Source organism: Pedobacter sp. MC2016-05 (genome assembly GCF_026239735.1).
Lineage (GTDB): Bacteria > Bacteroidota > Bacteroidia > Sphingobacteriales > Sphingobacteriaceae > Pedobacter.
This window is the reverse complement of sequence record NZ_JAPIVT010000013.1, coordinates 1-13014: the sequence shown is the minus strand read 5'-3', so window position 1 is coordinate 13014 and position 13014 is coordinate 1. Positions and strand designations below refer to the sequence as shown.

Annotated in this window: 15 protein-coding genes and 1 pseudogene; 9 read left to right on the top strand and 7 right to left on the bottom strand. The window is 40.1% G+C overall.

Annotated features, from left to right (window positions below; translation table 11 throughout):
- Window positions 1-12 precede the first annotated feature (12 nt).
- Window positions 13-1131, top strand: a pseudogene (locus tag OQZ33_RS15885) (FAD-dependent monooxygenase); the annotation flags it as partial.
- Between the two features lie 26 nt (window positions 1132-1157).
- On the opposite strand, the gene OQZ33_RS15880 reads toward OQZ33_RS15885, so the two are convergent.
- From OQZ33_RS15880 to fdhD, 3 genes are read right to left on the bottom strand one after another with little or no spacing between them, the layout of a single operon-like run.
- A complete protein-coding gene (locus OQZ33_RS15880; protein WP_265800087.1) occupies window positions 1158-3488 on the bottom strand; it encodes an FdhF/YdeP family oxidoreductase in 2331 nt (776 codons plus the stop codon).
- A gap of 8 nt (window positions 3489-3496) precedes the next feature.
- Window positions 3497-3844, bottom strand: coding sequence for a DUF7009 family protein (locus tag OQZ33_RS15875; RefSeq protein WP_265800086.1), 348 nt, complete (start codon window positions 3842-3844; stop codon window positions 3497-3499).
- Between the two features lies 1 nt (window position 3845).
- Window positions 3846-4712: a formate dehydrogenase accessory sulfurtransferase FdhD gene (gene fdhD / locus OQZ33_RS15870; protein WP_265800085.1), complete on the bottom strand. Its 867-nt coding sequence runs from the start codon at window positions 4710-4712 to the stop codon at window positions 3846-3848.
- Window positions 4713-5047: 335 nt separating this feature from the next.
- Between fdhD and OQZ33_RS15865 the strand changes: the two genes are divergently transcribed.
- Entirely contained in the window at window positions 5048-5242 is a 195-nt protein-coding gene (locus tag OQZ33_RS15865; protein WP_265800084.1) for a hypothetical protein, read from the top strand.
- Window positions 5243-5298: 56 nt separating this feature from the next.
- Here OQZ33_RS15865 and OQZ33_RS15860 read toward each other — a convergent pair whose 3' ends face one another.
- Window positions 5299-6717, bottom strand: a complete 1419-nt coding sequence (locus OQZ33_RS15860; RefSeq protein WP_265800083.1) for an MDR family MFS transporter — start codon at window positions 6715-6717, stop codon at window positions 5299-5301.
- A gap of 463 nt (window positions 6718-7180) precedes the next feature.
- On the opposite strand from OQZ33_RS15860, the gene OQZ33_RS24530 reads away from it, so the two are divergent.
- From OQZ33_RS24530 to OQZ33_RS15845, 4 genes are all read left to right on the top strand, one after another.
- A complete protein-coding gene (locus OQZ33_RS24530; protein WP_416338758.1) occupies window positions 7181-7399 on the top strand; it encodes an alpha/beta hydrolase fold domain-containing protein in 219 nt (72 codons plus the stop codon).
- Window positions 7400-7438: 39 nt separating this feature from the next.
- The gene (locus OQZ33_RS15855; RefSeq protein ID WP_265800082.1) at window positions 7439-7681 is read left to right on the top strand and encodes a hypothetical protein; all 243 of its coding nucleotides are present in this window, start codon (window positions 7439-7441) and stop codon (window positions 7679-7681) included.
- Between the two features lie 70 nt (window positions 7682-7751).
- Complete coding sequence (locus OQZ33_RS15850) at window positions 7752-7910, top strand: hypothetical protein (RefSeq protein WP_265800081.1); 159 nt, start codon at window positions 7752-7754, stop codon at window positions 7908-7910.
- Window positions 7911-8598: 688 nt separating this feature from the next.
- Window positions 8599-8823 carry a hypothetical protein gene (locus OQZ33_RS15845; RefSeq protein ID WP_265800080.1) on the top strand — a complete coding sequence of 75 codons (225 nt, stop codon included), beginning with the start codon at window positions 8599-8601 and terminating at the stop codon, window positions 8821-8823.
- Between the two features lie 148 nt (window positions 8824-8971).
- Here OQZ33_RS15845 and OQZ33_RS15840 read toward each other — a convergent pair whose 3' ends face one another.
- Window positions 8972-9388 carry a hypothetical protein gene (locus tag OQZ33_RS15840; RefSeq protein WP_265800078.1) on the bottom strand — a complete coding sequence of 139 codons (417 nt, stop codon included), beginning with the start codon at window positions 9386-9388 and terminating at the stop codon, window positions 8972-8974.
- 307 nt (window positions 9389-9695) lie between these two features.
- On the opposite strand from OQZ33_RS15840, the gene OQZ33_RS15835 reads away from it, so the two are divergent.
- The 3 genes from OQZ33_RS15835 to OQZ33_RS15825 all read left to right on the top strand — a co-directional run bounded on the left by OQZ33_RS15835 (window position 9696) and on the right by OQZ33_RS15825 (window position 11662).
- Window positions 9696-10112 carry a lysozyme inhibitor LprI family protein gene (locus OQZ33_RS15835; protein ID WP_265800077.1) on the top strand — a complete coding sequence of 139 codons (417 nt, stop codon included), beginning with the start codon at window positions 9696-9698 and terminating at the stop codon, window positions 10110-10112.
- A gap of 71 nt (window positions 10113-10183) precedes the next feature.
- Window positions 10184-10693, top strand: coding sequence for a hypothetical protein (locus OQZ33_RS15830; protein ID WP_265800076.1), 510 nt, complete (start codon window positions 10184-10186; stop codon window positions 10691-10693).
- Between the two features lie 654 nt (window positions 10694-11347).
- The gene (locus OQZ33_RS15825) at window positions 11348-11662 is read left to right on the top strand and encodes a phage integrase SAM-like domain-containing protein (protein ID WP_265800075.1); all 315 of its coding nucleotides are present in this window, start codon (window positions 11348-11350) and stop codon (window positions 11660-11662) included.
- Between the two features lie 224 nt (window positions 11663-11886).
- On the opposite strand, the gene OQZ33_RS15820 is transcribed toward OQZ33_RS15825, so the two are convergent.
- Window positions 11887-12264 (bottom strand): LytR/AlgR family response regulator transcription factor, encoded by a 378-nt coding sequence (locus OQZ33_RS15820; protein WP_265800074.1) that lies wholly within the window; start codon window positions 12262-12264, stop codon window positions 11887-11889.
- A gap of 137 nt (window positions 12265-12401) precedes the next feature.
- Entirely contained in the window at window positions 12402-12578 is a 177-nt protein-coding gene (locus OQZ33_RS15815; protein ID WP_265800073.1) for a hypothetical protein, read from the bottom strand.
- Between the last annotated feature and the right edge of the window lie 436 nt (window positions 12579-13014).

Below are 13014 nucleotides of genomic sequence, written 5' to 3'. Positions count from 1 at the left end.
AAGCAAAATAAGAAAATGAAAATAATCATTATAGGCGGCTCGATAGGTGGACTATGTGCAGGAATTGCACTTCTGGAAAGAGGCTTCGATGTCGAAATTTACGAACGCTCAGCAAAAGGATTGAAAGATAGGGGAGCAGGGCTGGTTATTCAGCCAGATATGATGGAATATCTGATAGAAGCCGGCGTTTCAACAAGGGAAGTTTTTGGAGTTCTTGCCGCTCAGCGCCAGGTTTTGGATGATAACGGGAACCCTTCATTAATTTATCCCAATGATACGGTATTTACCTCCTGGAACTATTTATGGAAGCAGTTGAGGAGTGCATTTCCAAGCTCAAGATATCATCAGGGCTATGAGCTTGCAGATATTCGAGATGAACAAGAACAGGTTTGGGCTACGTTTAAAAACGGGGAGACGATCCAGGCCGATCTCCTAATCGGAGCAGACGGAGTGAGTTCCCTAGTTCGGGAGTATCTTTTTTCAGGAATTCATCCGCGTTATGCGGGTTACATCGCCTATAGGGGGCTTATTCCGGAAAGCGAGCTGAGCGATGAGGAGATCGCCTTCTTTTCAGATAAGTTTTCTATCTATCCCTATGCAAATTCCCATCTGCTCTGCTATACTATTCCCGGTCCTGAAGGTGAACTTGAAGAGGGAAAACGACTGTTAAATTGGGTGTGGTTTCAAAACAAATCATTGGCAGCGCTCCAGAAAATCCTGACCGATAAGGACGGGAGGCAACATGAATTCTCCATTCCGGCTGGTTACCTGAGTGAAGAAAATTTAAGTGAGCTAAGAGCAAGGGCAGCGGCAGAGCTTCCGGAAATTTTAAGGAAAAGAGTCAACCAGACACAAAATCCATTTGTACAGGCGATAATGGATATGGAGGTTCCGAAAATGTTTCAGGGGAATGTGGCAATACTTGGCGATGCAGCTTATCTGGTGCGTCCTCATACGGCTTCGGGTTCGGCCAAGGCATATCGCGATGCCATTACTTTAGCTATGGCTATACCAGATACAGACGATCTTCAGTCATCTCTAAAACTATGGAATGATCAGCAGTTAGGGCATGCCCAGGCATTGGCTATCCACGGGAGACAACTTGCCCTTAGAAGCCAGCTTGGAAAATAACCTACAAATGCAGGGCAATAGGATAACTATTCGCTGATGATTGGAATATGCTTTTTGATTTTTATCCGAACGAACTTGGATGCTGGCATATTACTTTCTCCAACTACATTGTTAACCGATACCAATACATTAGTTTCCGGAAAATAGGTTACCGTGTTGCCCCTGGGAATACTGTAGGAAACGATTACAAATAAAGGGGCAATTCGCTCTATGCCGTCGTCGTAATTGTAGAGATCTACCTGGTCGCCATTTTTAAAGCCTGCATTTTGGATATCCTCTTCATTCATAAAAATGACCCTGCGTTCGTTCTTTATCCCACGGTAACGATCTTCCAATCCATAAATAACAGTGTTAAACTGGTCGTGGGTTCGGGTCGTTGCCATCAGGTATTCTCCATCCTCAAGCTGATTGTTTGGAACTGGGCTGATTGTAAAAGGAGCTTTATCGATATATTTTTCAGTAAGGAATTTGCCGTCTCTGGCAGCATTTGGTAAATAAAAACCACCCTTTTCCCTTACTCTCTGGTTATAGTTTTCAAACCCAGGGATACATTTTTCGATAATATCCCTAACCTCGTCGTAGCTATTATGGTATTTGTCCCAATCCACCAGTGATCTTTTACCAAGTGTGGCCTTCGCCATTCTGCACACAATCTGTGTCTCATTGATAAGCTTATCGGATACTGGATTAAGTATCCCTTTCGATGACTGAATAACGCCCATCGAGTTTTCTGTACTGATAAACTGGGCCTCCCCATTCACCATATCCTTATCGCTTCTGGAAAGGGTAGGAAGGATGAGGGCTTCTTTTCCATGTACCAAATGGCTGCGATTCATTTTGATGGAGACATGCACGCTCAGGTCAAGCTTTCTCATCCCCGCTGCTGTGTAAGAGGTATCTGGTGTTGCAGAAATAAAGTTTCCACCCATACCAAAGAATACCCTAAGCCTTCCATCATGCATCGCACGGATCGCATTTACAACATCAAAACCATGATTTCTTGGTGGTTCAAATCCGAAAACATCTTTAATCCTATCTAATTGCGCTACAGTAGGCTTTTCGTTGATGAGCATAGTTCTGTTGCCCTGAACATTGCTATGTCCTCTTACCGGACACAATCCAGCACCTGGCTTTCCTATACTGCCTTTTAATAGTACGATGTTTACAATTTCCTTGAGCATTTCTACTCCGTTTGGCTGCTGGGTAAGCCCCATTCCCCAGCAGAAAATTATTCTTTTTTTGTATTTAAGTATTTCTACTGCAGCTTCGATATGCTCCAAAGAAACTCCAGCCGATTCAGCAAGCTGGCCAACATCATAATTCTCAAATTGCGAAATATAATCTGCAAAACCCACGGTGTTGGTTTTAATAAATTCCAGATCGAAGACTTTTCCAGGTTCTGCTTTTTCAGCTTGATGAAGTAAAAGCGATATGGCTTTTAGCAGCGCCATGTCACCATTAATCTTTACCGGAAGGTAAAGATCTGCAAGCTGTACGCCAGTTCCCAGAACTCCATTGATCTGCTGTGGATTTCTAAACCCCATAAGTCCTGCCTCAGGCAGAGGGTTAATGGCAATAATTTTTGCACCATTTGCCTTTCCTTTCTCCAGCGCACTCATCATCCGCGGGGCATTCGTTCCGGGATTATGGCCAATGATTACGATAACATCCGTGTCGTAAAGATCGCTCAGTTTCACCGTTCCCTTTCCAATGCCGATGGTTGCCGATAATGCAGTTCCACTGGTTTCATGGCACATATTCGAACAGTCGGGCATATTATTGGTTCCGAATTCCTTTGCAAAAAGTTGATAGAGGAAAGAAGTCTCGTTACTTGTTCTACCAGAAGTATAGAAGGCTGCCTCATCTGGAGATTTAAGCCCGTTCAGGTGTGTGGCGATCTTCTTAAATGCGTCATCCCAGCTTATTGGCTCATAATGTGTTCCTCCTCTAGGAAGATACATCGGTTCGGTAAGACGCCCTTTTCTTCCGATCTCAAAATCGGTGAGTTTTGAAAGGTCATACACCGAATTGGCGGCGAAGAAATCTGCAGTAACTTTTTTCGTAGTGGCCTCTTCTGCAAGCGCCTTTGCACCATTCTCGCAATATTCTCCAACTACTGAACGTTCATCATCAGGATCCGGCCAGGCGCAGCTTGAACAGTCGAAGCCCCCTTTCTGGTTCATGGTTAGTAGCGCCCGCATCCCGCGGAAAGGGATATCTTCTTCTACCAGATCTGCCATGGCCGCCAATACCGCAGGAATACCGGCAGCCCATTTCTTTGCCGGGACGACCTTTAGCTTAAGAAGCTTATACGGGTTCTCCGCTGAAGGTACGCTATTTGTTTTTTTATTTTCCATAACGATACTTAAGCTAATAGCGGATTTGGATAATTATCACTCTGATCCTCTATTGTGCTGTCAAGACAGGTGAAATCCTTTTCAATCAATAACTTTAATGTTCCTGTATTTCCTGAAAAGCCCACTTGATCTGTCGATACAAGCTCATTGATCATCTCTCTTGGAATCTGAAGTGTAATCCTTCCATTTTCAAACGTTGCAGATAGGGTTTCAATTTCGGTCTGTGCAATCGCATAGGTAAATCTGCCGATGAGAAAATCTGTATGTTCTTCAAGCGCTCCCAGTGCATCCAGATTTTTGACATCGCTTTGTGTCAATCTAAACCGAATAGATTGTTCCTTGATTCTTATCTTCATTTTATTCAAAAATTATTCTCTCCGGTGAAGTGTATACGTTAAAACGATCTTCCCGCATAAATCCTATAAGTGTAATATTGAATTCTTTGGATAACTCAACCGCGAGACTGGAGGGTGCACCTACAGCTACTACGATTTTGATTCCTGCCATCACCGCCTTTTGGATCAGTTCGAAACTTGCCCGTCCACTTAGCAAAAGTATGCCATCATCCATTGGGACTGATCTGTTTTCTAATCCAGCACCGATTAATTTATCGAGGGCGTTGTGCCTGCCAACATCTTCCCGTACCAGCAATAGTTCTCCAGCGCGATCAAAAAAGGCGCAGGCATGCAGGCCTCCTGTCTTTCTAAATACATTTTGCGCTGCCCTGAGTTTCTCTGGCAGTGCAATCAGCGTTCCGCTATCTATTTGGAATAATCCAATATCTTCTTTTTTCGGCGGGCCAACTGTTCTTATGGCTTCGATAGAACCTTTTCCGCAAACTCCGCAACTTGATGTGGTATAAAAAGACCGCTCTATTTCCGGTAACTTCGGAATGGCATTTTCAGTTAGATTTACAAGAATGGTATTTTGTTTATCCTCTCTGCAGGCAACGAACAGGTGTTCTACCTTTGAGATCTGGTCTCGGTTTGAAATAATGCCTTCAGTAAACAGGAAGCCCGTTGCCAACTCTTCATCCGATCCTGGAGTACGCATGGTTACCGAAACATTTGAAACTTTGCGATTTCCTGAAGGACCATAGCCTAATCTAATTTCTAGCGGTTCCTCAATCGCAAGAATATCTTCTGTATCTGAAAAACGGCCATTATGGAATTTTTTGAGTCCAATGGTAACAGTAGAGCCACTAGCTATACTTTCATTGTTCATTGGCTCCATATTATATTCATAAAAATGCGATCTATAGTTTATTTCCCAATGTTGTGCCGATAATGAATTTCTTCTATTAATATTTTGAGGCTTTTACAGCATTTTTTAATTAAGATATTTTGCCATTTTGTGATGCGATTCCCCTACATAAATACTGTTTTAAATTTACCTAATTTTATCCGATAAAATTTAATAAATCAGATACTTTCACGACAAGTGATGGTATTTGTGTTTTTCAGCGCGTTACAAAATTTGAAGCTTTACATCATATCGCTAATTAGTATCCGCTCAAATTAGATTTCACATAAACATTGCAAAACCTGGGTTAGAATGTGATGGACCTATTTTTAAAACAACCAATTATAAAGTCTAGTAAAGTATCAGGAATTGTAGTTTGTGGAGGTAAGAGCATCAGGATGGGTAAAGAATTGATCATCAATGCCTTGAAGATGGAAGAGGTGGATATCCAAGGCTTCGAGAATTTCAATTCTTTTGCCGGAATAGGAGGAGACTACTGCATTGTTTTCTGAAAGCTTGGGCGACAGTAATATCAGTTTTTTATAAATAGTGTATGATTCTAGCTAAGCTACCTCAAGCTCGTTAGCTTCACCGCAGTAAGCTTATCTACTTTATTTTGATTCGGTAATTTTAACGCTGGTATGATCGCGAATGTAATGATGACTGCAGAGATTAGGAATCCATCCTGCAATGCAAAATGCTCTGCAATTTCCCTATTTCTACCCATTTGTAAATAGTATCTATTGATATAAGTATGCATTATACCGCTAATGGCGATTCCGACAGACCCTCCAACTTGCTGTAAAAGGCTGTTTATTGATGTTGCAGTAGCCGTTTGCCCACCATTTATGGAATTTAAAAGTGATGTTGAAACAGGTGAAATCAATAAACTCATGCCAAAGCCCCGTATAGCCATTGCAAGTATGATAAACCCGATGTGGCTGTCTGAATTCATGAAAGCAAATTCAGCCATCGAAATTGCTATCATGACGATGCCCACTACCGAGGGGTTTCTGATCACCCCTCTGTCAGCAAGTTTTCCGGCATAGGGTCTCAATAAAAGCATCATCAATGCGTTGGGTAACAACAATAGACCTGTCTCAATTTCAGAATAGCCCATCAGTCCCTGTAAGAGAAAAGGAAGAAAAAATAATCCGCCATATAACGCGAGAGAGCGAATCAGGATAATAACTGAACAATTTATGAATGTTGCGGACCTGAAAACGGTGAGATCAATCAGAGGATTATCTTTTTTGGATGAACGGATAAATAAAACTAAGGATAAGAGCGAAACAGCCAGACCAACTCCATATTGCCAGGGTGCTACATCAGGATCGGTAATCATAGTCAAACTTAACTGCAACAATACGATGAATATACCGAAATATGCATAGCCGCCCAGATCGAATGAAGGCTTGAGCTTAGGTTGCTTTTTTAGAAATCCTAAAAAAAGTACGCTCATTATTACAGTAATAATTCCGATTGGAATATTAATGTAGAATATTGATGGCCATTCGAAGTAATAAGTCAGTACACCACCCAATGTTGGGCCAATCGCCGGCCCCATAACATTGCCTATGCCCCACCAGCCAATTGCAGAACCCCGCTGCTCTTTTGGAAAACTATCGGTCAAAATGGCCAATGATGTTGGCGTGATTGCCCCGCCTCCAATTGCCTGAAATATCCGAGCAGCGATTAAAAAGGATAAATTGGTAGATAAACTGCAAAGTAATGAACCGGTAGTAAATATGATAACGCTTGCGATAAAAAGATTGTAATATCCGATTCTGTTTTTTAGCCAGTTGGTTAGAGGAATAAAAAGACAAAAAGATATCATATAACCCAGGATAACCCACTCTATCCCATTAATACTTGCTCCGAACTGTTTCTGGATTACAGGTAGCGAAACGTTGACAATGCTACTGTCTAGGGCAGCCATAGCTGTTCCAAGCATGAGGGTGATTAAGACGGCTATCCGATTTTTCATTTACATGGATTTAATGATAAGAAGAATTGCTTGTTTTATTCCTATTAAAATATGAGGTCATCCAGCTATATCCTGATTTAAATCCTAAATTTCCGAAAGATATATCAATGCTGTTTGGAATGATCGTCGAATAGACATATCGAATCGTTAGGAAGTGGATATATTTCGATAAAGTATGACTTCATATTTTTCTTTTGATGTCGACCTAGCGATAAATAACTTCAAAATTAACAGCTTTGTTTAGGGGTCGTAAATTTATCGCATTCCGTTAATAAAGAAAAAGTGTTTTTTACATAAAACGCTGGTATTCAAAAAGTTGTTTTTGGATTGATTTGAGGAAGACATCGCTAGCTTAGCTATAATATAAATAATATATGGCAAATGAAATAACGATCATTAGAAACATTGTCTACAAGGATAATCTAGCCCTTGATCTTTATAGCGGAACTAATTTGATGAGGGAATTATTAATATTCACGCAGGGGGTTGGTTTCATGGCGATAAGGCTAAGGATGAAGATCTGGCTACCAGACTGGCTCAGGAAGGCTATCTGGTTATTGTTCCCAATTACCGTTTGACGCCAGATGGTGTGTATCCGGCAGGGAAGCAAGACATACTTTTCGCTCTTGAGTGGCTTCGCCAATCTGAGTATAGTTTCGACCGTACAAAAATAGCGGCCTAGGGGAGTTCAGCAGGGAGGAATATTTCTGTAGAGGTAACTTTGGCGGCCGGGATTCCGGCAATAAGTTGGTCGGGAATAATTGATTTGGAGGGCTTTATATCAGAAACAGATGGAAATTCAGCAGAGAAGAAAGATGATTTGGATTTTGGAAATATTCCAAGTGCTAACATAAATCAAGGGGGGAGAAATGATGCATTTTTAAGGTGGTGTATTTATGAATTGATCGGTAATGATAGGGATTTATTGAAAGAGGCTACCCCGCTAAACACAGTAAGTTCATAGAGTGGGCCCATTTCTATGGCAACTTGCATGATGAGGTTGTTCCGGAAAAAGGTGCACTAAACAAAAAAAAATGTTACTAGATTCGGGAATACCAACTACCCTTCAGCTTGTTTCTGGAACATTACATGCTAAAGGATATATGCCAGATGCTATTAAACCATCGTTAAGGTTTCTGGAAACTTTTTTAAACAGAGCAGGTAATGGATTAATTTATTCCTCGATCTCTTGATTATGGTATACTAAAGAGCAGGCATTTTGATGTCTTACAAGTTTTTGTGTATAAAAGTATATCTTAACTAATTATTTTATTAATTCACATCCTCAACAGTAAACCGATCAATCAGTTTTTAATCTGGGGGTTCAATATGAAACAAGTAGGAATTGATATTACGCAACCCGAGATAAATCCGGTCTCCAAAGTGTGAAAAATTCTCTGTCGATCTTGTGATGCGTACAAAGAATCCCAAAGCTTAATATCTCCGTTGTTCCAATTGAGACTAATATCACGAATAACACATTTGCAATTTTTTTGAAATTTTCATAGTTTAACTCCGTAATTTTTAAGGGCTGATTGCTGCAGCCTCTCAACTACGGCTATTTGTCTTGCAAATAGCAAACATTTGACAGGTAGTGGTTTACGTTTATTAAGTGGCATATCTCGTTTATTTACGGTGACAACGGTAAATCAAACACTACCAATCGTGAGCTGATTTTTCGGTGAGTGACGGTTTCGGTTAATTTTGCTTGAAGGGTATTATCTAACGGATACGGATTGCAATCAATTTCTTGCTGATAATTAACAATCTATTAGAAGATCAACTACACTATCGTATTCTAAGGATTTACATGGACAACTGCTGATAGGAATGGTAATTAGTAGTTCAAGGATGATAACTATTTAATTTATATTTGAACCTATGGAAAAATTAATTTCTAATGAATTCTTGTCAATTCTGGGGTTTGATAAAGATGGTGAGCATTATAGTATCCAACATAAAATAGAAGTATATCTTCCTTCAGAATCTCACAGAGAAGCTTATATTGCCCCAGATAACAAACTTCAGAACTATAAGACGCATGTTGTACGATTTAAAACGAAGGAAGATTTGTTGCCTTTATTTAGATTGATGGGCATCGAATAGCAATAGAAAATTACCCCAAGGTAGTTCAAACAAAGAATGTCTGCTTTATGTTGGTCAGTGGAGCCTGTAAAATAAACTGTGGCATAAGTTAAATTACTAAATTTAGATAGATTTTATGATGACGAGAGAAGAACAGCTTAACTATGGTTTATGAAACAAGTAGCCCTTGAGAAATTGCGTTCGGGCCAGTCCCAGTTCGTTCCAACTGATCCCAGACGGTAAATCCACTCAGATGGCTAGCATACTCTTCCTCAAGACGTTTGCCGTCAACACCACAGAAATGACCTAGCGTTTTACAGCTTATTGGGTTTAAATCCAATAAGCTTTTAGAAAATGCAAACTCGGTAGTCATCTTGGTGCCATCGGCAATTAGGTTTTCAATCCCTGAAAACAATCTTTTTTGTATTGAGATTTGCCACTTGCGCCGCTTTACCTTCAAAAAACAAGGTTTTCCAAGCAAAGGAAAATCACGAGCGGTAATTGCATCGAAAAAGCCTTTAGAAATCAATTTCTCCCTGAATACTCTTCGGAATGAATGTTTTTCTCTAAAAGATAAATATAACAAGAGCCTTCAGAAAGTTTGCACTTATCAAGTTCAAAGTATTCGGTTAACCCTTCTGGTAGTATAAAAGATAATATTGAGCTGTTCAAAATAATTATGTTGAGCAAAATTAAATAAACTTCTCAACTCGCCAACTTTCTGCTTGATCCCAAATGACGATAAGAAAAAGCATGTAACAGTTTCTTTACGCTATGAGGTTTAAATTTTACCAACCTTTTCGATTTAAGCATTCTCCCGGCATGGTAAACAAAGTTGTTCAAACAAAAGGATGTTTCTATGGTTTAGATTTGGAATATTGATAATCAATCCCGTGAAAAATTTCTACCAATCGCCAATTTTCCGCTTGTCTTTTATCCTCATTGCTATGCTGTTTAATGCTCCGGCTTTTGCGCAGTCACAAACTGCCATGAATATGAAGGCTTATTCCGACTTTAAAAGGGTAGATGCGGAACTAAATGGTGTGTATCAAAAGATCCTGAAAAGCTATTCAAGCAAAACCACTTTTATAAAAAAACTCAGGAATGCACAACGGCTCTGGATACAGCTTCGTGATGCAGAACTGGCAGCAAAATATCCCAATAGTGGAACCTATGGTTCGGTGGCACCTATGTGCGAATCAATATACCTGGAAACGCTGACCAGGGACCGGATTAAATTTTTAAATATATGGATTACTGGAATCGAAGAAGGTGAGGTTTGCCTGGGCTCGGTCAGGATGAAATCCTAACACATTACGCTCTTCCAATGATGTTTTGATTAATCAAAATAATTCTCCATAATTTACTTAACGCTAATACAATGACTTTTTATCAGCTCTTGAAACGTTTTTTTAGTCTAATCTTACTGATCTGTATATTCACCTGCTGTAAGAAAAAGGAAGATCAACCTCAACCCGAACTAAATATGCCGGCGGTGGTTACAGGAAACCTCTATGGATCGCCTTTTACGGCAAAAGTGACAATCGAGCGTTATACCAAATTCAGTATGAACAACTACCGCTCTGAAGACTTGTTCTCTATATATCTGGCAGGAGATGGATCTAAAACCTGTAGCTCACCATTGAGTGAGTTTTCAATACGCCTGACGGTGCCAAAAAAAACAGGCACTTTTTCGGGCAATGACACTTATATCCTGGTTAATGATCCGGGCGACCCAAGCGGTCAAAATGGTGCATTGTTCTCTTCAGAACAAACCATTATCACCATCAGCTCCATAACAGGGGATAAGGTGAGTGGTCAGGTTAATGTGAAATGGGCGGAACAAAATATTGATTTTAAAGGACGCTTTGAGGCTTCGTACTGCAAATAAGCTACGAGATGTTTACTTTCGATGGGGCTACATTACCGGAGCGATCTAAATTTAGTGTTGGTCACTGTAATTAAAAAAATATTTAAAAATGCATGGAGTAGCTTTTCCTTATTTTATATTTATTTTCTCCATCTTATTCATGGACAAACACTGTTTTCAATCCACACTTCAAACAAAGAACGCCAGCAGCTAGCAGATACTTAATGTATCAAAAAACCTCTAAATGATGAATTTACGGAGTTTTATTTTTTATAATCGGGCAGTTTGGTGCAATGAAATATAAATAATTCGTGGCCAAATCCTGTACCAAATTTTTCTTCATAACATTGTCTTGTTAACAAAACTGTTTTTTTAGGAATATTTTTTTAAGGATGAAACTGGTTGAGTCATGTTGTACAATTTATCTGTTTTGGTGCAGAATTTGGCCATAATTAAAGGAGAAAATTCTATGAAATCAAAGCACAGTTTCAGCGTCAATTTCTTTGTTAGAAGCAATAGGGCGGATTTTGTAAGAGTTCCAATGTATGTGAGAATTACTGTAGATGGTAAAGGTATCGATTTTTCAATTAAGAAATTTGTGTAGCTTCCCGAATGGGAACAAAAAGCACAAAAGTTGAAACGAAGCAGTATTGAAACCTCATCCGTAGGGACCGTATGAGACAGATAGCGAATGAGATCAGTACAGCCTACGGTGAGTTGAGATTTCAGAAAGAATTGATCACTGCAGATAAGATAGTGCAAAAACTTCAGGGAGAGAATCAGGGTAATACGTTAAAAGATATAATCAAATACCATTTCGATCAGCCCAATAAACTTTTAGCTCTGGGCACCATAAAAAATCACTATACCACTGAGAGATTTCTCATGGAGTTTCTGGCAGGTAAAAAATTGAAAAATATTCGACTGGCAAAGATAGACTTCAAATTTGTAACAGATTTAGGGATTTATTTACGGACCAAAAACCCCTGATAAGTGGCAAAGGATGTGTACGAACAATACTGAAAGGTTTTTTTAGATATGGTAATGGCTCCCCGATGGGTGTTCTGGTGGAGCCATTCGTTGTGAAGTATCTCTACAAATAAGGGCTGCTAACGCTCGGACTACTCTTTATTCTTTTCACTTTCATGGTTTTTATCACTTGTGATTTAGCCCATCGTAAATTATGGCACAAAATAAGTGACCAAAGAAAAGATTTAGCTTTTGTTTGCCGACTGGATGTCATCAATGATCCTCTCCAGATGTCGCGATCTTATGGGTTTGTGCAAATAATGCCAGTCACCGACGTTATCCGGCTCCAGCTCAAACTTTAAGTGTGAGGTCACAAATACCAGATGCCTAACGTATTTCCGTACTTTCTCCGCCAGTTGGATTCCCGATAGTCTGGGCATGTCAATGTCAGAAAACAGAATGTCAATATCTTCTTGAGTGAGCAGGTATTCCATAGCAGCGAGGGGGTCTAAAAAAGTGGCCCGGATTTTTATTTGGGGAAATTTGGCTATTGCCTCCTGTAGGTTTTCGATGGCGAAGCGCTGATCATCCACAATGATGCAATGGAGTGTTTTATTATCCATAATATAGGTCAATTATCCATTTATTGATTGATGCGATATTAGCGATCAAAAAGTAGTTAATGTTGCAATATAATATTTATTTATTTTTTTTCTATGGCTGCGTGGGGGCGATGTGCTTTGGACTTTCCTGGGATTCCTCATCCATCATGGATGGAATGCCTGTAATCCACGTTGTTGCCAACATTTCCGTAGGTAGGGGTGATGTTTTTTGCTTGCTTCAGGTGGGCATTAATTACTGCCGATTCAATTCCCCTGGTTGGCGAAGGAAGCAGACCATAGGACATACGCATCAGGATTGAAGAGCTTCCCACCATTTTTTCTTAAAGGTTATGAAGTGATAACTCATAGACCGCATTCCCGAGTTGGAATGGATCATAAACGATTGGCCCGGGTTTCAATGCTTCCCTGTGTAATTAGCCGCATGCTGTATACCCGGACTGTCAAGAAATCGCGGAAATGCATCGCATATAGGTATACGGGAATAAGATTTTAATGCTGATTTCAATGCCGCTGAGGATCCCCGGAGGCCAAACTTGGCAGCGGAATAGCCTGGGCCATAAGGAACAGGTAGAAAGCCGCCCAATGGGGATGTTATTGATCAGAATGCCATGGCCTTGTGATTTAAAGTATTGAAGGACAGCATGCGCAGCATTCATATATCCGATCAGATTTGATTAATTGTTCGCTGATTTCGATGGGAGTAAGGTCAAATGCTCCGATGGAAAGCACATCCGTGTTATTATTCCATAC